16 protein-coding genes are annotated in these 20896 nt (G+C 37.1%); 13 read left to right on the plus strand and 3 right to left on the minus strand.

What is annotated here, in order from left to right; all coding sequences use genetic code 11:
- Positions 1-97 precede the first annotated feature (97 nt).
- The 11 genes from IPZ59_RS11030 to IPZ59_RS11080 all read left to right on the plus strand — a co-directional run bounded on the left by IPZ59_RS11030 (position 98) and on the right by IPZ59_RS11080 (position 13331).
- Complete coding sequence (locus IPZ59_RS11030) at positions 98-1078, plus strand: hypothetical protein (protein WP_236136103.1); 981 nt, start codon at positions 98-100, stop codon at positions 1076-1078.
- Complete coding sequence (locus tag IPZ59_RS11035) at positions 1035-1865, plus strand: glycosyltransferase family 2 protein (protein ID WP_236136104.1); 831 nt, start codon at positions 1035-1037, stop codon at positions 1863-1865. The genes IPZ59_RS11030 and IPZ59_RS11035 overlap by 44 nt, the downstream gene beginning before the upstream one ends.
- A complete protein-coding gene (locus tag IPZ59_RS11040) occupies positions 1858-3066 on the plus strand; it encodes a hypothetical protein (protein WP_236136105.1) in 1209 nt (402 codons plus the stop codon). The genes IPZ59_RS11035 and IPZ59_RS11040 overlap by 8 nt, the downstream gene beginning before the upstream one ends.
- Entirely contained in the window at positions 3063-3905 is an 843-nt protein-coding gene (locus tag IPZ59_RS11045; RefSeq protein ID WP_236136106.1) for a glycosyltransferase family 2 protein, read from the plus strand. The genes IPZ59_RS11040 and IPZ59_RS11045 overlap by 4 nt, the downstream gene beginning before the upstream one ends.
- A gap of 6 nt (positions 3906-3911) precedes the next feature.
- A complete protein-coding gene (locus tag IPZ59_RS11050; protein ID WP_236136107.1) occupies positions 3912-4631 on the plus strand; it encodes a WecB/TagA/CpsF family glycosyltransferase in 720 nt (239 codons plus the stop codon).
- Positions 4632-4968: 337 nt separating this feature from the next.
- Entirely contained in the window at positions 4969-6459 is a 1491-nt protein-coding gene (locus IPZ59_RS11055) for a capsule assembly Wzi family protein (protein WP_236136108.1), read from the plus strand.
- Between the two features lie 63 nt (positions 6460-6522).
- On the plus strand, positions 6523-7920 hold the full coding sequence (locus tag IPZ59_RS11060; protein ID WP_236136109.1) for a nucleotide sugar dehydrogenase: 1398 nt from the start codon (positions 6523-6525) through the stop codon (positions 7918-7920).
- Positions 7921-8099: 179 nt separating this feature from the next.
- A complete protein-coding gene (rfbA, locus tag IPZ59_RS11065; protein WP_236136110.1) occupies positions 8100-8981 on the plus strand; it encodes a glucose-1-phosphate thymidylyltransferase RfbA in 882 nt (293 codons plus the stop codon).
- Between the two features lie 479 nt (positions 8982-9460).
- Positions 9461-10771, plus strand: a complete 1311-nt coding sequence (locus IPZ59_RS11070; protein WP_317208050.1) for a nucleotide sugar dehydrogenase — start codon at positions 9461-9463, stop codon at positions 10769-10771.
- 86 nt (positions 10772-10857) lie between these two features.
- Positions 10858-11940 (plus strand): DegT/DnrJ/EryC1/StrS family aminotransferase, encoded by a 1083-nt coding sequence (locus IPZ59_RS11075; RefSeq protein WP_236136112.1) that lies wholly within the window; start codon positions 10858-10860, stop codon positions 11938-11940.
- A gap of 227 nt (positions 11941-12167) precedes the next feature.
- Positions 12168-13331, plus strand: a complete 1164-nt coding sequence (locus IPZ59_RS11080) for a glycosyltransferase family 4 protein (RefSeq protein ID WP_236136113.1) — start codon at positions 12168-12170, stop codon at positions 13329-13331.
- 82 nt (positions 13332-13413) lie between these two features.
- Here the strand turns inward: IPZ59_RS11080 and pth are convergent, their stop codons facing one another.
- From pth to IPZ59_RS11095, 3 genes are all read right to left on the minus strand, one after another.
- Positions 13414-13974: an aminoacyl-tRNA hydrolase gene (gene pth / locus IPZ59_RS11085; RefSeq protein WP_236136114.1), complete on the minus strand. Its 561-nt coding sequence runs from the start codon at positions 13972-13974 to the stop codon at positions 13414-13416.
- Between the two features lie 332 nt (positions 13975-14306).
- On the minus strand, positions 14307-14879 hold the full coding sequence (locus IPZ59_RS11090) for a 50S ribosomal protein L25/general stress protein Ctc (protein ID WP_236136115.1): 573 nt from the start codon (positions 14877-14879) through the stop codon (positions 14307-14309).
- A 516-nt stretch (positions 14880-15395) separates the two neighbouring features.
- Positions 15396-16802: an MBL fold metallo-hydrolase gene (locus IPZ59_RS11095; protein WP_236136116.1), complete on the minus strand. Its 1407-nt coding sequence runs from the start codon at positions 16800-16802 to the stop codon at positions 15396-15398.
- A gap of 188 nt (positions 16803-16990) precedes the next feature.
- On the opposite strand from IPZ59_RS11095, the gene leuS reads away from it, so the two are divergent.
- Both leuS and IPZ59_RS11105 read left to right on the plus strand, forming a co-directional pair.
- Positions 16991-19768, plus strand: a complete 2778-nt coding sequence (gene leuS / locus IPZ59_RS11100) for a leucine--tRNA ligase (protein ID WP_236136117.1) — start codon at positions 16991-16993, stop codon at positions 19766-19768.
- A 761-nt stretch (positions 19769-20529) separates the two neighbouring features.
- Positions 20530-20889, plus strand: a complete 360-nt coding sequence (locus IPZ59_RS11105; RefSeq protein WP_236136118.1) for an MFS transporter — start codon at positions 20530-20532, stop codon at positions 20887-20889.
- Positions 20890-20896: the final 7 nt, after the last annotated feature.

Raw genomic sequence — 20896 nt, forward strand, 5'->3', positions numbered from 1 at the left:
TATGCTATTCTACTTGTTTCTACGAGAGTACTTGAGTACTGGAATTAAGGACATAGGGTACCAACATCTATATTGGGTTAAACAGGTACGTTTTTTTGTGAATATACTTTTTATTTCACTTCCATTTGCGCTACTCCTCTATAAACTGAAATGGACTGTTGAGGGCTTGTTGGAAGCATTTGTTATTGTTGCAGTTGTCCAATCTGTCTTTGCTGTCGTGATGTTATTAATTCCTTCTTTTAAGGATTTTGTTACATTAGATCTTCTGGATTTACAATTTATGTTTGATAAAAAAGAATATTTATTATTTTTTAGAATTTATGGATTATCTTCTGAATATTTGTTTACTTATCCTATATTTCAGGGTTTCGTTTTGATGATCATTTTTACGATGGTCGCTCAAGGGGTTTATAAATATGTTTGGTTTGTACCCTTAATAATAATAAGCATAGTTTTTAATGCCAGAATTGGGATAGTTGCTATACCAATTATTCTTTTTGTCTATTTTGTTTTTGCTTTAAGAAAATCTGATGCCTTTGTAAATCTTTCAAAGTTTTTTAAAACTTTTTCTGTTGTTTTGCTGGCGGTTTTATTGTTAGTTATTAATGTTTCATTGTTTATTGATCCAGAAATATTTACTTATATGGTCTTAAGGGGTTTGGAGGAGAATTCAACTGGAGCTAATCATTGGGACAATCTATTTGAAAGAATGCTGGTGTTACCAAGTAGTATTGGAGGGATTTTCTTTGGTGAAGGAAGGTATTTGTATGGAAACGTTTATGACGTTCAATCTGATATTGGCTATATTAATGATTTGTTGTTTGGTGGAGTATTCTATATTGTTTTTTATTTTAGTATGTTATATTATTTGTTTAGAAAAAAATATCACAGTTTTACAAGAATTCAAAGAGTGTTGTTTTCTGCTGTGTTTTTATACATAATTTTATGCAATTATAAAGGGCCGTTGCTAGTGAATAATGGCTTTTTAAGGGCTGTATTTATCATCCTTTTTCTTCACATATTAATGAGTAAAAATGAATCAAAATCCCTTAGTTACTATAGTGACAGTGTCGTATAATAGTGAAAAATATATTGATGACACCTTTAAATCCGTACTAAATCAAACCTATCACAACTTTGAGTATATCTTAATTGATGGTAAATCAACAGACGAGACCCTTACGAAAGCTCGTGCATTTAAAACAATTCTAGATCAAAAATTTACTATTATTTCAGAAAAGGATAAGGGCATTTACGATGCTATGAACAAAGGAATAAAATTAGCAAAAGGAGAGTTGATTTGTATTTTAAATAGCGATGATTTTTTTGAGCCGACTGCATTAGAAAGCTATGTGGATATTTATAAGAGAAATGATCTTACAAATAACCTGATAATTGTTGGTGACGCTAACATGGTTGATATTGAAGGGAATCTGAGGTATTTTCGTAAAAATAACCAGGCAATTCTTAACGATCAAATTGAGTTTACAATGCCATTGGTTCACCCTGCCTTTTGTGTCCATGAAAAGGTTTATAATAAATTGATAGGACTGTTTGATACCAAGTTCAAACTGATCGCTGATTACGATTTTACATATAAAGCTTTTAAATCTGGTAAAGTTGATTTTAAATTCGTTGATAAAGTAACTGTCAATATGCGGGAAGGTGGAGTTTCAGATGTTTTCGATTTGGAATTAATTTGGGACAGAACAATTGCCAGATATAAAATCAGGAGGCAATATCAAAGTTTCTTTATCAACATTTTACTTTGTTTAAAGTTCTATAGTGAGGAAATGGTCAGACAATTTCTCAAAAAAAAATTTAAGAATACAAAATTGTTAAAAACAAACCGTAAGCATGATTAAAAGATTAAGATTTTTGATTCCTGATAAACTTAAGCAGCGTCTTCTTTATCCAGGGTTTTATCTTTCAAACTTTAAAAAGACTGTTTTTAATAAATCTTTTACTAATTTTACAATTATTAGTGCTGGCTATAAAAATGAGTTTGGAGGTTATTTTAATATTCCGATTTCAAATAGTGTGGGAGATGTTTTGTTCCATGGTACTGATGAATCAGCCTTTTCTTGGCTTCCAAAGGGAAAAGTAGCAATATGTATAAAAAACGAAAAGCAGGAGAGGGCTGTAACCATTTCATACTCAAAGGCCTGGAATTGGCAACAGGGTGCTTTTTTAAGATGGCTATCTGATGAATTAATTTGCTTTAATGATTTTGATGAAATTACGGGTGATTACTTCTTGAAAATAATTAATAAAGAGGGTGAACTCAAAGGAAAAATTCGATATCCTTTAGGGGCCATAGATCAGACAGGAAAAACAGGAGTTTCATATAGTTTTGAGAGATTAAGTGTTCTTAGGGAAGATTATGGATATTTTGCAAAGGAAAACCTAGATGTTACAACTATTTTAAATGATTCAATAGCATTTAGAGTCATAAATCTGGAAGCTAATGATGTAGTTAGTTTGATTAAGTTCGACGCCTTAAGAAAGGTTTTAAAAATTAGTCCTGAAAAGGATAAAGTTAATCATTTTGAATTTAGCCCTGATGGGAGAAAATTGGCATATTTGTACAGGTATTGGTTAGGAGGTACAAAGTTTACTAAACTTATGGTGTTTGATTTGGATAAGGATTCAAATTCAATAGTAGGTGAAGAAGATTTTTATTCTCATTTTTGTTGGGTGGATAATGAAAAATTAATTGTGTTTGGTCAGCTTGATAACGTAAATAAATTTTTTGTGTTAAATGTTACGTTAAATAAAAAAATTGTTCCGAATTACTTTGTGCCTTTGCACGATTCTCATCCAGCGACAAATTTGGAAAATATACTTGTTTTCGATAGCTATCCCAGTTTTTTAAGGAAATCAAAAATCTATTTGTTGGATATTAAAAAAGGATTTAATTCAATGATCTATGAAACAATCCATCATCCAAAGTTTAGGGGGGTGAACCGAATAGATCACCATCCAAGAGTAAATCATGACGGGACGAAGGTATATATTGATGTTCCTAGTGGGACTAATAGAAAATTTGGAGTAGTTGAGTTGTGAAAGTTTCTATTGTATTGGCTTGTAGAGATAATACAGGTAGTTTGCAGGATACTATTAGGTCTATTTTAAGTCAGACTTATGCTGATTTTGAGCTGATCATAATTGATGACGGGTCTAAGCAACCAGTCGAGTCGACCTTGGCAGGAATCAGTGATCCGAGAATAAAAATATATCGAATTGAGGGACAAGGATTAGGGAGTGCATTGAATTTTGGTGTTTTAAAGAGCAAGGGATATTATGTTGCTCGTATTGATGATGATGATTTGATGGAAAATTCCAGAATTAAAAAACAAATGGACTTTTTAGATAGAAATGAAGATGTTGTATGTGTGGGAACTCAGCTATGGTTTAAATCAGATTATAAATATTGCGCATTAAGAAAATTTCCATTAACTCATGAGGAAATTGTAAGAGATTTAATCAAGCTTCGATTTAGCATTGCACATTGCTCAGTTATGTTTAGGAGAAGTTCATTTGACCTAATTGGTGGGTACAGAGTAAAAGGCGGAGGACAGGATTTAGATTTATTTTTACAATTTTCCAAGGTTGGAAAATTGGCTAATATAGATGAATTTTTGACCTACTATAATCTTTCTTTGGGCGGATTGTCTGTTAGGGCACCTAAAAGTAAGTATAGTGCGTATTTGTTTGCTATGAACTCAATTCTCAACGAAAAAAAGTTTGAAGGTTTCAAAGATGAGATTCTAAATACTGTTAAAACCTTAAAATCAAAATTGAATTTAGAATTTAACTATCTTTTTGCTTTTAAGAGATTTCTTCTTATTGGAAAAGTAAAGTTATTAGGAAAGAAAATTGATCTAAACAAAAAAGTAATTTAGGCTCAGATGAAGCTTTTTGGATATGAAATTAGGGATGAATTACCTAATATATTTAGTAATAAAAAAATAATTGTAAATACAATTAATCCACATTCTTATTGTGTGGCTAAATCTGATAGTATATTTAGAAAGTCGCTTCTAGATTCAGATTATTTGATTCCTGATGGTATTGGGATTGTTCTTGCAACTAAATTTATTTATGGTAAGAGAATTAAAAAAATTTCAGGTTTCGATTTACATAAATTTACTTTAGAAATTGCAGAAAAAAGTTCGGCAAAAGTTTTTTATCTTGGAGCGACAGAAAACACTTTATTAAAAATTAAAAGTAAAGTAAATTTTGAATATCCTAATATCCAAGTTGGTTCTTTCAGTCCACCGTTCAAGCCTAGTTTTACTAAAGAGGAAAATCAATTAATGCTGGATAAAATTAATTCATTTAATACTGATGTTTTGTTTGTTGGAATGACAGCACCAAAGCAAGAAAAATGGATTCAAGAAAATAAAGACAAGTTGAATGTAAAGTTTATCAGTGGAATTGGAGCAGTTTTTGACTTTTATGCAGGTACAGTTGAAAGGCCTTCCAAGTTTTGGATAGATTTAGGATTGGAATGGTTACCTCGACTAATCGGAGAACCAAGGCGCTTGTGGAAAAGAAATTTTATTTCAACCCCTGAATTTATATTTGATGTTATAAAGTTGAAGTTATTAGGGACTAGTAATAAGTAAATTTTCAAAGATCTTTTGAATGATTTTGGTCATAAAAAAAGTTAGAGCATACATGAAAATCTTTGTTTTAACATTTAACCAGGATTTAAAATGGCATAATATGATGAATTATCTAAAATCATTTTGATGACCTTCATTTTGAAAATATTAAAATTAATAAAATAACTATTTAATGTATAGTTATTCTTTTGTAAGGGCGCTCCCCATCATAATTTTCACTTTTTTTATTTGCGCGGCGGTAGCACAAACTATTCCAGCCGGAAATAAAATCCTAGAAGAATTTAGCAGACGCAATCAATTATTAAACAAGATTAATAGTGATAATCATTCGTTTACTTTGAGACCATTTTCAAATAAATTAGGTGTTGAAAATGATACAATAAAACTGAACATTGGCTTCACTCCGATTTATAGTACTACAGAATTTAATTCGAAAAGACCATATGGTTGGGGAAATGGACTCATGATTCCGAATGTGGGACTCCAACAGTATTTTTCAGGCGGAGTTTATGTGAAACATAAGTTTTTTGAAATCCAATTACAACCTGAAATGGTTTTTGCCCAAAATAGACAATTTGATGGTGTTTCTGAGGACTTAAATGATGATCTTATTAGATTTCGTTTTAGGGATTGGAACTTTGGTGATTTTCCTGAAAGATTCGGAGATGTTGCGTATTCTAATTTTTGGTGGGGGCAATCCAAGTTTGTATTTAAACTAGGTTCATATGAACTGGGCGCTTCCACCCAAAATATTTGGTGGGGACCGGGTCAATGGAACTCTTTATTATTTTCCAATAATGCTCAAGGCTTTCCTCATATCACTTTAAATACTCACAAACCAGCAAAAACATTTTTAGGGAATTTTGAAACACAAATCCTAATAGGTAGGCTGGAAAGTAGTAATTTACCACCTATTCAAAATGATGATTGGAATCAGCGGTTTTTTAAACCACTTTCTTCTGACTGGAGATATTTAAATGCTCTTTTGATTTCTTATAATCCTAAATGGATCCCAAACCTATTTGTAGGTTTGGGTAGGACATTTCAAGTATACAATCAAAGTAGGGGAAATAATTTTGATGATTGGTTACCAATTTTTGAAGCTTTTCAAAAAGAGCGGTTTTTTGTCGACGGTAATTCTGTTGAGTTTGATGCTAACGATAGAGACCAACAAGTATCTGTTTTTGCTAGATATGTAGTTCCAAAGGCAAAAGCTGAGATGTATTTTGAGTTTGGAAGAAGAGACCATGCATTAAATTGGAGAGAATTTATTTTAAATCCCGAGCATGCTAGAGCATATCTCTTTGGTTTTAAGAAACTATTTGATTTGACTGATCAAAAACTTATTCAAGTTAGGGGAGAGATAACTCATCAGCAAGAGTCTGTAAATAGATTTATAAGATATCGAGGTTTAACTGGATTCCATAGTTGGCATATGCATGATACGCAAAGAGGCTTTACAAATTTTGGACAACCGATTGGGGTTGGTTTAGGGCCAGGCTCAAATGTTCAAACGATTGAAGTAGCATTAGTTGAAAAATTCGACAAACTTGGATTACTTTTTGAAAGATTAGAAAACAATCAGGGCTTCTTCTACCGTGCCTTTGGTCAACAAAATGAACACCGCCCTTGGATTGACCTAAGTGTTGGACTTCTCTATGATAAACAATGGGATAATTTGCTCTTAAGTTCTAGGGTACAGCTAATCAATGGGATGAATTACCAATGGCAACTCCACCCCGACAGCACTCCTGAATTTCCACGTGGACAAAATCTATTTTCAGTTCACAGTCAGGTAAGTTTGATTTATTTGTTCAATAAAAAATAAATAATTTCGTTAATTTTAACCTTTTAAAATTTTCACTCACTAACTAATTCTATTTAAAATTTTATGAAAATTTCGAAGATTTGTTGTATTGGGGCTGGTTATGTTGGAGGCCCGACCATGGCTGTGATTGCCCAGAAGTGTCCGGATATCAAAGTTACCGTTGTTGATATCAACCAAGCAAGAATCGATGCGTGGAATGGAGAAGATTTAGATAAGTTACCTGTCTATGAACCAGGATTGGACAAAGTAGTCGCGGAAGCTCGCGGTAGGAACTTATTTTTCTCTACCGATGTCAATAAAGCCATCGAAGAAGCGGAAATGGTCTTTATTTCCGTAAATACTCCCACCAAGACCTATGGAGAAGGCAAAGGTCAAGCTGCGGATTTAAAGTGGGTTGAGTTGTGTGCACGTCAGATTGCTGCTGCCTCAACTTTTGACAAGATTGTGGTAGAAAAGTCCACGTTGCCTGTCAGAACAGCCCAAGCTGTCAAAGATATCTTAGATAACACGGGGAATGGACTAAAATTCCAAATTCTATCCAATCCAGAGTTTTTGGCTGAAGGTACTGCAGTAGAAGATTTGTTGCATGCTGATAGAGTTCTGATCGGTGGGGATTCAACCCCGGAAGGTCAGGAAGCTATCCAAGCTTTGGTGGACGTATATGCTCATTGGATCCCGAAAGATCGAATTTTAACGACAAACGTTTGGTCCTCTGAACTTTCGAAGCTTACCGCAAATGCTTTCTTGGCTCAGCGAGTGTCTTCCATTAATGCTATTTCTGAGCTTTGCGAAGTTACGGGCGCTGATGTCAATGAGGTGGCTCGAGCCATCGGTGCCGATTCCAGAATTGGATCTAAGTTTTTGAAAGCTTCGGTTGGTTTTGGTGGTTCTTGTTTCCAGAAAGATATCTTGAATATGGTGTATATCTCTCGTAGTTATGGGTTGCATGCCGTGGCCGATTATTGGGAGCAGGTAATCATTATGAATGATCATCAGAAAGCACGATTCGCTAAAAATATAATTAAGGCTTTATACAATACAGTTTCAGGAAAGAAAATCACCTTCTTTGGTTGGGCGTTTAAGAAAGATACCAATGACACCCGTGAATCAGCCGCTATCTATGTAGCAGATCACCTAGTAAGCGAACAAGCACATATTTATGTTTATGATCCAAAAGTCAGTGAAGAGAAAATATATGCTGATTTGGATTACCTAAACACCCGTTCTTCTGAAGAAAACAGGAAATATGTTACCGTAATCACAGATCCTTATGAAGCCGTTGCGGGTGCACATGCGGCTGCGATATTAACGGAGTGGGATGAGTTTAAAGAATATGACTGGTCAAAAATCTTTAACTCGATGTTGCAGCCTGCCCAAGTATTTGATGGACGTAATATTCTCCCTCACGAGGAACTCAAAAAAATCGGTTTCAGAGTTCAGGCCATTGGAAAGGATATTTAAAAATAGGGAAAAGGAACAAGGGAAAAGGAGCAAAGGAAAAGGTACTAGGAAAAAGAAACGAGGTTAATATAATGTCGTTGATACTTTTTTAGTTCTTTTTTTGTCCCTTTCCCCTTTAGCCTCATCCCTTTAACCTCACACCTTTAACCTTTAACCTTTCCCCCTATAACTTAAAAATTATGAAAGGCATCATACTCGCTGGTGGATCTGGAACACGCTTGTACCCGATTACCAAAGGTACATCCAAACAGTTATTGGCTATCTATGATAAGCCAATGATTTATTATCCTTTGTCAGTGCTAATGCTTGCGGGTATTCGAGAGATCTTGATCATTAGTACACCTCATGATTTGCCTAATTTCAAACATTTGTTTGGAGATGGTTCGGAGATCGGCTTATCTATCTCCTATGCCGAGCAACCTAGTCCGGACGGTTTAGCTCAGGCTTTTATTATCGGAAAGGAATTCATTGGAAATGATCATGTATGTCTGGTATTAGGAGATAATATTTTCTACGGTCATGGTTTTACCAAACTACTAAAGAACGCAGTTGATGCAGCGGAAGAAAAAGAACTAGCTACTGTGTTTGGCTATTATGTCAATGATCCACAACGCTACGGAGTAGTAGCATTTGATGAGTCGGGGAAAGCTACTAGTATAGAAGAGAAACCTTCCAATCCCCAAAGTAACTATGCGGTGGTTGGCCTATATTTTTATCCAAACTCTGTGGTGAAAGTAGCAAAAAGTATTCAACCAAGTGAACGAGGGGAATTAGAAATCACCACGGTCAATCAGCACTACCTAGAAGAAGAACAACTGCAAGTGGAACTCATGGGTAGGGGGTACGCATGGTTGGATACAGGAACTCATGAATCCATGATCGAGGCATCTAACTTCATCTATACCATAGAAAAGCGTCAGGGCTTGAAAGTGGCTTGCCTAGAAGAGATAGCATACGAGCTTGGATATATCAACAAAGAACAATTATTGACTCTTGCAGAAAAGCTCAAGAAAAATGAATATGGACAGTATCTGATTAAGAGGGCAAACAAGAACCACTAATTTAGGAGAAAGGGAACCGCGAATTGCGCAAATTTTCACAAATTACGTCTAAATAAACATTGTCTAAGGACAAAAAGTCTAACATCTCATGTCTAGCATCTAATGTCTAATTCTGGCTCACATAGTTCGCAAATAACACGAAGAGCCAGGTCAAAAGAGAAAGTTCAAAGGAGAAAGATGGTTTCAGGAGTGAAGATTCAATGTAGGTTACGATAATTGTAATTAGGCACTGTTCACTGCTAACTGTTCACTGCCCACTGGCTTCGACTTCGCTCAGCCGCTGCGGCAGTGTCACTGACTCCGTGGACCGTCGACTGTGGACTGTCGACATAACTAACAGGAAACGATTTTCTTTACCCCCATCTCAATTAGACCCTCATCGTCTAATTACGACAAACAAGTATTGTATCTTGAGTCTTGTATCTTGATTCTAAAAAATACGCTTCACTTAAACACTTTTACATATGTCTAACAACAAAATTCTAACACCATTACAAGATTCTAAAATTGCCATCATTGGTCTGGGGTATGTGGGCTTACCTTTGGCGGTAGCATTTGCGGAAAAATTTAAAACCGTTGGATTCGATATTAACGACATCCGGGTAGCTCAATTGCAACAGGGTAAAGATGCTACCTTGGAAGTGGAAGATGCAGACTTACAACAGGTATTGGTTAAAAACCTGAATGAACTAGATCAAGAACGTAAGGGATTACTGATTACCAACGATTCTTCTCCGATAGCAACCTGTAATATTTTTGTGATAACCGTTCCAACCCCGACGGATAAACACAATAGACCAGTGCTAACTCCCATGATTAAAGCTTCTGAGACAGTAGCTAAAGTTTTGAAAAGGGGAGATGTAGTTGTTTATGAGTCTACTGTATACCCGGGTGTTACCGAGGAGGAAATGGTTCCTGTGTTGGAACAATTATCTGGTTTGAAGTATAATGAAGATTTCTTTTGCGGGTACTCACCTGAACGTATCAATCCAGGGGATAAAGAACATACTGTCACTAAGATTTTAAAAGTAACTTCGGGTTCCACACCTGAAATTGCGGAATATGTAGATTCCTTGTACCGTGCAGTAATTACGGCTGGTACGCATAAAGCTTCTTCTATCAAAGTAGCAGAGGCTGCCAAGGTGATAGAAAACTCCCAGCGGGACATCAATATTGCCTTTGTCAACGAGTTATCTAAGATTTTCAATCTCTTGGATATTGATACATCTGAGGTACTGGCAGCAGCTGGGACTAAATGGAACTTCTTACCCTTCAAACCGGGATTGGTTGGAGGACATTGTATCGGAGTTGATCCTTTTTACCTGGCTCAAAAGGCTCAGGAAGTGGGATATCATCCCGAAATAATCCTTGCTGGAAGAAGGTTAAACGATAGCATGGGCAAACATGTAGCAACGGAAGTGATTAAACATATGATGCGCAAAAACTTAAAAGTAATTGATGCCAAGGTGTTGATCTTGGGTTTTACTTTTAAGGAAAACTGTCCGGATGTCAGAAATACTCGCGTGATCGATATTTACCAAGAGTTGAAGTCTTTTGACATGGATGTGGATGTATACGACCCGTGGGCAGATGCAGGTGAAGTTAAGCATGAATACGGAATTGATATTATTAGCGGTAGTACTCCCCCAAATATATCAGATTATGCAGCCGTCATTCTAACAGTAGCCCATAATGAATTTAAAAATCTTTCGTTGGAGAAATCTGATCAATTGGTAGTGTTTGATGTGAAAAGTTTACTTCCGAAAGAAAAAGTGGATGGTCGTTTATAAGATGATTGCATGATCATTTGTTAAAGGGTTTTGGTATAAATCGTACAATGAGGATTCCCTTTGTAAACTTAGAAACAGTGCACAAGATGCTTGCTTTAGAAATGGAGCAAGCATTTTTGTCTGTATACAATTCAGCATGGTATATTACAGGCGCAAAGTTGTTAGCATTTGAACAAGCATTTGCGACTTACAATCATGTAAAATATGCCATTGGGTTGAGTAATGGTTTAGATGCACTTACATTAGGGCTTCAAAGTGTCGGTGTTGGAAAAGACGATGAGGTCATCCTTCCTGCCCATACCTATATTGCGACTGCATTGGCAGTTTCTCGTGTTGGTGCTAAGCCAATTTTTGTAGAATCAACACCTAATACCTATCTTTTAAATCCTGATTTAATCGAAGAAGCAATTACCCCTCATACAAAAGCTATACTCCCTGTACATCTCTATGGGCAGGCATGTGATATGAGTCAAATCATGAATGTAGCAAAGCGTCATGAACTATTTGTTATAGAAGATTTCGCACAAGCTCATGGAGCAAGTTGGGCAGGTCGACTTGTTGGGACTTTTGGAAAGGTCAATGCCAGTAGTTTTTATCCAACAAAAAATCTCGGCGCTTTAGGAGATGCGGGTGTCTGTACTACTGATTGTCCTGAAATAGCGGCTCGTATCCGGCTTTTACAAAACTATGGGAGTTTGGAAAAAAATCAACATCAGCTTCGAGGATATAATATGAGAATGGATGAACTACAAGCTGCTTTTCTTTCGGTCAAGCTGCCCTTACTTGAACAGTGGAACTTGGAGCGTCAAGCAATAGCTGCTATCTACAGAGAATGCCTTGAAGGAGTAGGGGATCTTATATTGCCTTATACACACCCCGAAGCTACGCATGTTTTTCATTTATTTGTAATTCAAACGAGTCATCGAGACTCCTTAAGGAATTACCTGTTGGCAAATGGTGTAGAATCGATGGTTCATTATCCTACACCCGTACATTTACAAGTAGCCTATCAGGAACTTGGATTTATTAAGGGGAGTTTTCCGATCGCGGAAAATCTTTCTGAAACTCTCTTAAGTTTGCCTATTTGGCCTGGAATGAAATTAGACGAAATTGAATATGTAGTGCAGCAAATAAGATCTTTTTACAAATTCACAGCTAAAAAAAACTAGTTTAATCATGGGAAATAATTTGATAAAGATTTTAGTACCCAAAAATCAATCTTTTAAAAGTCATTAAATGCATTATATCACTTGATTTATAATTATTTTAAGATAAAGTTCTCAATATTCATCAAAAAATGCTGGTTAATTTAATTTATCTAAACAATTTATTTTCTTTGAAAAGAATTTTGAAAGCTATCTAAAGCATGTTATCTTTGCGGAGTAATACTATTTTTATGAAAGCTTTTCAAATACTTACCACGGCCTTTGTAATTGGTTTCTTTTTTTTACCAGTTCTCATCAAAATTTTGAAAAAAACCAATGTTATAGATGTTCCTGGAGGACGGAAAATACATAAAGGTTTTATTCCTTCTATGGGTGGTATTGGTTTTGTCGCAGCAACTCTTTTATCAGTCGCGATCTGGTTTAATTTTGAAGATGTAGTACAAACTCGTTATTTTCTGGCAGCATTTGGATTAATGTTTTTTGTCGGTCTTAGAGATGATTTAGTTGACCTGACAGCTTGGCAAAAGCTAGGGGGACAAATGGTTGCTGCTTACATGGTGGTGGTTGTAGCAGATATACGACTTGAAGGGTTTTATGGATTTTTAGGTATTTGGGATATACCGGTTTTGATTAGCTATGGTCTGTCCATGTTTATTATTTTAGCATTGACCAATTCTTTCAATTTAATTGATGGGTTGGATGGTCTAGCAGGTTCTCTGGCAATAATTTCATTTACCTTTTTAGGTTATTGGTTTTTTGTAACGGGCTTAATTCCCTATGCTTTGTTTAGCTTTGCTTGCGTAGGAGGGGTATTGTCGTTTTTGGTTTTCAATTGGCACCCTGCAAAAATTTTCATGGGGGATACAGGTTCCTTAAGTTTGGGGTTTGCTTTGTCGACGTTGACGATTTTGTTTATCAATGCAAATGGTACCATGACACAATCAGATGGTATCTTATTTATGGCTCCACTTGCAACAGGTATGGCTGTTTTGATTATTCCAATTTACGATACCCTAAGAGTATTTGTGCGAAGAATTAAAAGAGGAAAGTCTCCTATGGAAGCTGATAAAAGCCATATTCATCATTTTTTATTGAGAATGGGAATGCGTCATGATCAAGTAGCGATGACGTTAGCTGTGATAAAAATCGTATTCTTAGGAGTAGCGATCATAGGATCTTCCCTGACTGATGCGGTTATGATCCCTGTTATTGCTGGAATGGCTCTTGCCCTAGGATTAGGGCTGGATAAAATAACACTTAAGCAAGTGAAAAAAACAGTAAGAAAAGCGCCTCCAGTACTGGATGCCCGTAGGGCTAAGGCGGCTAAGAAAAAGCAACAAAAACCAGAAATTCCCCAACAAATCGTTCAGAATGCTGGCATGATGAAGAATTGATTTTAAATTAGACCTTTATAAAAAGCCTTAGTTCAATTGTAATGACCTAAGGCTTTTATTTTTTAGTGAATATTGAAGATTTTCAATCATTAAATTGTGTCATTGTCATTGCAATGCCCACCGTGCAAAAGCTTAGACACATATCTATTGCTTTATCCATTGCAAAGGGCAATTCATTAATTTCTTGCTGACTCCAACGGCCTAAGACATATTCCACTTGTCTTCCTTTAGGGAAATCATCACCAATACCAAATCGCAAACGTGGATAGTCCTGTCCACCACAGAGTGTTTCTATATTTTTTAAACCATTATGTCCAGCTGCCGATCCTTTCGCACGCATTCGTAATTTTCCAAAAGGAATCGCAACATCATCAACAATTACCAAGATATTCTCTTTGGGAATAGTCAATTCTTTCATCCAATAATTAACAGCCTTTCCACTGAGGTTCATGTAAGTTGTAGGCTTGATTAGGTGTATGCTTCTACCTTTGTACTTAAACTCGGAAGTAAAAGCAAGCCTTCCGCTTTTCCAATCTACCCCTTGCTTATCTGCTAAGCGATCCAGTGTTAAAAAACCCACGTTATGACGGGTTAATTCATATTCAGGACCAATATTGCCAAGACCGATGATAAGGTATTTCATTTTTTTTAGAGTTTTAGAAGCGAGAAATTAGAATAGAAACAAGAAACAAGAATCAAGAATCAAGAGGCAAGAAGCAAGAAACAAGAGGTTTGGCCTGTTTTATGGAATTGGTGGCAAATAAAGATGAGAAGAGGTCAAAGAAGAAGGGGCAAATGGGAAAGGAGGGTTAGTTATAATAAGTGCCTTGTCTCGCAATCATTGGGACAATTCATTCTAAATTCTACATTCCTAATTCCACATTCCCCAAAACTGTTCACTGCCAACTGTTCACTAAAAAACCCTACCCTTGTTGCCAAAGATAGGGTTCTTGAGTTCAGTTGGAGCTGAATTGATTATTCTGCTTTTTTACCTCTCAATGCTCTTGGAATACCGATGGTAACGATAGAAACATTTGGAGAAGTTAAGATTTCAAAACCTTCAGCGGTTAATTCACCTACTTTGAAGGATTTTCCAAGATCTAATTTAGAAATGTCCACCTTGATTTTGTCAGGAAGATTGGATGCCAATCCTTTAACTGCCAATTTTCTGGTTTTGATTTCCAATTTACCCCCTTTTTGGATACCTGGAGAAGTTCCTACGATATCAACAGGGATTTCAAATTTGATCGCTCTATCTTCACTGAATGCCAAGAAATCTGCATGTAACAAGGTCTCACTTACTGGATGAAACTGTGCATCTTTCAATACAGCCTTCATTTTGGTGCCTTCAATGTTTAAGTCAACCATGTGCACATCTGGCGTGTAAACCAAGTCTCTGAAAAGAATCGCAGGTGTGTAAAAGTGAATCTGACCATCAATTGCAGGTCCGTACACTACACAAGGAACATTGCCTTCTTCGCGGATCTCTTTCAAAGATGCGCTATCGAGATTTGCTCTTTTAAACCCTATAATCTCTAATGATTTCATAATGTGTTTGTTAAATTATTTGTTGCTCAGATCAGACCACCTGACCTAAACAGTTTGCAAAAGTACGGGTAAATTTTGAAAATAAAAACTGAGCGCTTCAAGAAAACCCAGATCTCAAAGAAAAATAGATGGTAATAGGACTTACCGCCTTACAATCACAAAGAGCGTTAAATCCAAGACTGAATTGTGATTCTTGTTTAACTTGAGTCTGAGCATAACTTACACAATTACACTAACAACACACAAGTCCAACTACTTAAGCTGAATTCGAGATTCCTTGCTTCTTACAACTGACAAAAAAATGAGGCTGTCTTATAAGTCAATGCTTTAAAATATTACCCAAATTTTATTTGATTTTCATTCAATGAAACTTTGTGACCTAGAGCCTTCGAGGCATATTTTGCTACAAAGACACTAAGTCACAAATGGATAGATTCTTAAACAGAATTTTGTTTGGATGATTATTCTGAAGTCCTATTTATAAAACAGCCTCATTCATTTTTTTTCCAGAAATTATCAAGCTGTAACAGCGATTGTTTTTTCTTCCAAAGCCCAGTCATTCATTCCACCTGCATAGTTGAGGATATTCTCAAACCCCTCTGCCTGTAGTATGGAATAAGCGATGGCCGCTCTACCGCCAGCTTGGCAATGTATGATTACAGGCTTGTCTTTGGCAATTTTATCCAAATTGTTGTATAATTTACCAAGTACCAAGTTATCAGCTGCTTCAATATGACCTTTCTTGAATTCCGCAGCGCCTCTTACGTCTACTACCTGTACGCCACCTTCAGCAATTTTTTCTTTCACTGTTTCTTTGGTGATAGGTGTGTAACTGCTCAAATTTCCTGCTTCAAATTCCATCAACTGTGCGGGCGTAATGAAACCTGACAAGTTATCCAATCCGATACGCATCAATTTGCGCATGATGTCTTCTACTTGAGCTTCTTCCGCAATTACGATAAAGCTTTCTTCATAATTCATGTACCAACCCATGTATGTGGAGAATGAATTATTATTAGTGATGCTCAAGGTGCCTTTTAAGTTGGCAGTTGCGTAATCCACCCATGGCCTAGTGTCAATAATTTTTAAGCCCTCCGCTTTTATTTGTGCAAACTCCTCTTTGGATAGGTTTTTGATTTTTGGAACCTCCGTTAAAAGCTTTCTATCGACCTTATTGAGTTTCTTCATCATTGCGAAATACTTTGGCGGCTCTGGTTGATCCGCTAGTAATTCCTGAGTGAAAGCTTGCTTATCATTTAACAGTTGAAGGGCCCAGTTTCTAATTTTTTCGTATCCAACAGTAGTAGAAGGAACTGCTCCTAGAGCTTTACCACAAGCTGAACCCGCACCGTGACCTGGCCATACTTGAATGTAGTCTCCTAACTTGGCAAATTCATGCAAGGAATCATACATTTGAGCAGCACCGATATCCTGAGTGCCTTTGATACCCGCAGCTTGTTCCAACAAGTCAGGTCTACCCACGTCACCAACGAATACAAAGTCACCTGTAAATAACATGACTGGTTCAGAAGATGCGGGCTTGTCCGTTAATAAGAAACTTACAGACTCTGGCGTGTGACCTGGTGTATGGATTACCTCAAAGGTTAAGTTATTCATTTTTATCACATCACCACCCTTGATTTTAGTATGAGGGAATTCATATTTCCAGTTTTCATCTCCTTCATCGGAAAGGAACATTTCGGCACCTGTTAAGGCAGCCAATTCTCTGGAACCAGAAAGGAAGTCCGCGTGAATGTGTGTTTCTAAAATATGGGTAATTTTAAGATTGTTGGCCTGAGCAATTTGCAAATAGGTATCCACATCTCTTTTTGGATCGATTACCGCAGCAATGCCGGCAGCTTGGCATCCAACTACATAACTGGCTTGCGCCAAACTTTTGTCATATACGAGTTCGAAGAACATAGGTATTTATTTTATGATGTTACTGTTTATTTTCTTTCAACGTTGTAACCAAACAACATGACAAAAATCAGGATTTTAGCGTTCATTTTTTGTGAGAAAAGTTACTTTCCTAACTTTTCCTCGTGTTCTGAAAGATATAATCCTATTTTTGCAGCCAATAAATTAGGAAATTCTTTACATACACACTCATGGCAGAGTATCTTCATCAGGAAATCGAAAAAAAATGGCAGGCTTACTGGGAAAAAAACCAAGTATTCAACGCCCAGGTAAATCCTGACAAACCTAAATTTTATTCGTTGGACATGTTCCCGTACCCCTCCGGTGCCGGCTTGCATGTTGGGCATCCGCTGGGGTATATCGCTTCGGATATCATTACCCGATATAAGCGCCTACAAGGATTCAATGTTCTGCACCCCATGGGCTATGATTCTTTTGGGTTACCAGCAGAGCAATATGCCATCCAAACAGGCCAACATCCAGCCATTACTACAGATCAAAACATCAAACGCTATGAAGAGCAACTCAAAAATATTGGGTTTGCCTTCGATTGGGCAAAAGAGGTCCGAACTTCCGATCCTTCCTATTATAAATGGACTCAGTGGATTTTCATGCAGCTATTTAACAGCTATTATGATAAAAAAGCTGATCGAGCCCAAGCGATCACTTCCTTGATTGCTCATTTTGAGAATCAAGGAAATACAGGTGTAGAGGCTGTCTGTGATGAGGATACACCGTCTTTTACTGCCGAAGAATGGAAAAATTTCTCCGAGCAGGAGCAGCAAGGTATTTTATTGAAATACAGGCTTACTTTTTTGGCAGAAACCACTGTCAATTGGTGTGCTGCCTTAGGAACTGTGCTTTCCAATGACGAAGTAAAGGATGGATTCTCCGAGCGGGGAGGGCACCCAGTGGAGAGGAAAAAAATGATGCAGTGGAGCATGCGAATTACAGCGTATGCCGAACGACTGCTTCAGGGTTTGGATGCTTTGCAGTGGACCGAACCTATCAAAGAAATGCAACGCAACTGGATTGGCAAATCTATTGGTGCAGAGATGGTATTTCAAGTAAAAGGACATGATAAGCAAATAAAAGTATTTACGACACGAATAGATACTATTTATGGAGTAACATACCTCGCATTGGCTCCAGAACACGAGTTTGTGACCTCCTTAATCTCAGAAGATCAACGAGCCACTGCAGAAGCGTACGTAGAAGTTGCCAAAAATAGATCAGAACGGGACCGAATGTCCGATGTAAAAACCATTTCTGGCGCTTTCACAGGATCTTATGCGATCAATCCATTCAATGGAGAGGAGATACAGATTTGGATTGCAGATTATGTGTTGGCAGGTTATGGTACAGGTGCGGTGATGGCAGTTCCTGCACATGATGAGCGGGATTATAACTTTGCTAAGCATTTTGGTTTGGAAATCCGCCAAGTGATAGAAGGGAGTATGGAGAATGGATCATTTCCAGGCAAAGGAGGAATTATCATCAATTCAGACTTCCTCACAGGCTTGGACATGAAAGATGCTATGACCAAGGCTATAGAGTTTTTGGAGGAGCGGAAAATAGGTAAAGGTAAAATTCAATACCGTATGCGGGATGCAATTTTTACCCGTCAGCGTTACTGGGGGGAGCCATTACCCGTATATTTCAAAGATGGGTTACCTTACCTGATCGATGAAAAAGACTTGCCTTTAGTGCTCCCTGAAGTAGATAAATATTTGCCTACTGAAGATGGTGAACCACCATTGGGTAGGGCTAAGGATTGGGTGTACCAAACCTCGGAAGGCGCATTTCCTTTAGAAAAAAGTACCATGCCAGGATGGGCAGGTTCAAGTTGGTACTTTTTTCGCTATATGGACCCGGAAAATACGGAAGCATTTGTCAATCCTGAAATTGAAAAATATTGGGGTGCAGTAGATCTATATATCGGAGGAGCGGAACATGCGACCGGTCACTTATTGTATTCCCGTTTTTGGACCAAGTTTTTGTTTGACAGGGGATATGTATCGATTGAGGAGCCTTTCCAAAAGATGATCAATCAGGGAATGATTCAAGGTCGTTCTAATTTTGTGTATAGAATCAAAGGGAACAATACATTTGTAAGTCACGGCCTCAAAGATCAACATGAGAGTGTAGCAATGCATGTGGATGTCAATATCGTACACAATGATGTATTGAATCTGGAGAAGTTTAAAGCTTGGAGACCGGATTTGGCACAGGCAGAATTTATCTTGGAGGATGGTAAATACATATGCGGTGCGGAGGTAGAAAAAATGTCCAAATCCAAATACAATGTAGTCAACCCAGATGATATCATCGAGCGTTATGGAGCAGATACCCTCCGCCTGTACGAAATGTTCTTGGGCCCATTGGAGCAATTCAAACCTTGGAATACCAATGGGATAGATGGGGTTTCGAAGTTTTTGAAAAAGCTTTGGAAACTGTATCATCATGCGGATGGAACATTTGAAGTGTCCGAGGCAGCGCCAAGCAAAGAAGAATTAAAGACATTGCATAAGACTATCAAGAAAGCTCAAGAGGATTTAGAGAATTATTCCTTTAATACTTCTGTGGCGTCCTTCATGATCTGTGTCAATGAGCTGACTGCTGCCAAGTGCAATAAACGGGCAATTTTAGAGCCCTTAGCTATTTTGGTTTCTCCTTATGCACCGCACATTGCCGAAGAGCTTTGGATGTTGTTAGGGCATGAGCAATCCATTATTCATGCAAGTTTCCCAGAGTTCAAAGAGGAATACTTAGTAGAGAATGCTCATGAGTATCCAGTTTCCATTAATGGAAAAGTGAGAAGTAAACTTTCGCTATCCCTTGCGCTCTCCAAAGAAGAAATTGAAGAGGTGGCGCTAGCAGATGCTACGGTACAAAAATGGCTAGAGGGAAAAGCTCCTAAAAAAGTCATTGTAGTTCCGGGAAAGATCATCAATATCGTGATTGGCTGATAGGTAATTTGATCGACTCGCTAACCAATAGAAAGACTTCCAATAAGCATGGAAGTCTTTCTGCTTTATACTAGTGATGTGGTTGTCGATATCCCTTTCCATCCGCCCATGCTGCTTACAATGAGCAGTGAGTTCATCTATCCCAATAACCTCCCAAAGCCTGAAGGGCTTTAATATTGAATAACCCCGGGTAAGGTGCTACTTAAATTCGCTTATCGACTGTCATCTTCAAGCGCCACAACGCGGGGTGTAGGTTTCCACCGAGAATCCAGAGGCTCGAACAATGATTGCCTTCGAGCTAAACACTCCTCCCGAGACGATACGATCCAAATTTTCTTTTAATGACCAATCTCTAATTATTTGAATTTGATTTTTCATGGTGGTTTTATAATCCTTTAAAGGAATTGTTCGCAGGACGCTAAAAACGAATCGTATTATTTACCGTGAAACAAGTCTTTTCTCTTGTTTCACGGCTCTACAGCCATCGATGGTATCAACGCAGTAATTCCAAACCAGACGGTATGAAAGTATCAGAAAGACCTTGTGTAAATGCTGAGAAGGTCAAAATCAATTTAAAAACTTCATTTAAAACCCATTTAGGCTGGTTTTATAAACCTCTGTTGAGTTTTTGAGCAATAGATTTTTGCTTTTTGATGTAGTATTGATGTAGCAATACATTAGTCCCTTTATCTATTTATTGTTTGTTTTGTTAATTGCATTTTGGATTTATCAATCACCAATTCAATAGACCCAGACTCTGTATGATCAAACCTCAAACCTACTCGGTTAAAAACGCCCCTATTTTAGCAATTGGGTTTTTTTTAGTTGGATTTATATGCTTTTTTATTTTTTCTACTGGTCCAATCATAGGGGTGTCATTTTCTGAATTATTTTCTATCACAATAAATGAAGCTGCAATTTTATTTGTGGGTTTTATCAATTCCTTGGTGAGTGATTCTTTTCAGCAGATTTTCTCTTGGGACCTAGATGCCTTCGGAAGCATCTTTTTTAGTAATGGATTATTTGCGGTATCAGGTATGATTTTCATTATATTGGTAATTCCAGAAACCAACAAAAAATCGCTGGAAGCATTGAAAGAAATTTTGATTAAAAGTAAATAAAATAAAG

The organism is Mongoliitalea daihaiensis, assembly GCF_021596945.1.
Classification (GTDB): domain Bacteria; phylum Bacteroidota; class Bacteroidia; order Cytophagales; family Cyclobacteriaceae; genus Mongoliitalea; species Mongoliitalea daihaiensis.

Coding starts and splice junctions, on each gene's coding strand:
- IPZ59_RS11095 (WP_236136116.1), bottom strand. CDS start 16,802: ATGTTCTTCGAACTCGTATATGACAAAAGTTTGGCGCAAGCCAGTTAT.
- IPZ59_RS11060 (WP_236136109.1), top strand. CDS start 6,523: ATGAAAATTTCGAAGATTTGTTGTATTGGGGCTGGTTATGTTGGAGGC.
- IPZ59_RS11075 (WP_236136112.1), top strand. CDS start 10,858: ATGCTTGCTTTAGAAATGGAGCAAGCATTTTTGTCTGTATACAATTCA.
- IPZ59_RS11040 (WP_236136105.1), top strand. CDS start 1,858: ATGATTAAAAGATTAAGATTTTTGATTCCTGATAAACTTAAGCAGCGT.
- pth (WP_236136114.1), bottom strand. CDS start 13,974: ATGAAATACCTTATCATCGGTCTTGGCAATATTGGTCCTGAATATGAA.
- IPZ59_RS11090 (WP_236136115.1), bottom strand. CDS start 14,879: ATGAAATCATTAGAGATTATAGGGTTTAAAAGAGCAAATCTCGATAGC.
- IPZ59_RS11050 (WP_236136107.1), top strand. CDS start 3,912: ATGAAGCTTTTTGGATATGAAATTAGGGATGAATTACCTAATATATTT.
- IPZ59_RS11080 (WP_236136113.1), top strand. CDS start 12,168: ATGAAAGCTTTTCAAATACTTACCACGGCCTTTGTAATTGGTTTCTTT.
- IPZ59_RS11035 (WP_236136104.1), top strand. CDS start 1,035: ATGAATCAAAATCCCTTAGTTACTATAGTGACAGTGTCGTATAATAGT.
- IPZ59_RS11105 (WP_236136118.1), top strand. CDS start 20,530: ATGATCAAACCTCAAACCTACTCGGTTAAAAACGCCCCTATTTTAGCA.
- leuS (WP_236136117.1), top strand. CDS start 16,991: ATGGCAGAGTATCTTCATCAGGAAATCGAAAAAAAATGGCAGGCTTAC.
- rfbA (WP_236136110.1), top strand. CDS start 8,100: ATGAAAGGCATCATACTCGCTGGTGGATCTGGAACACGCTTGTACCCG.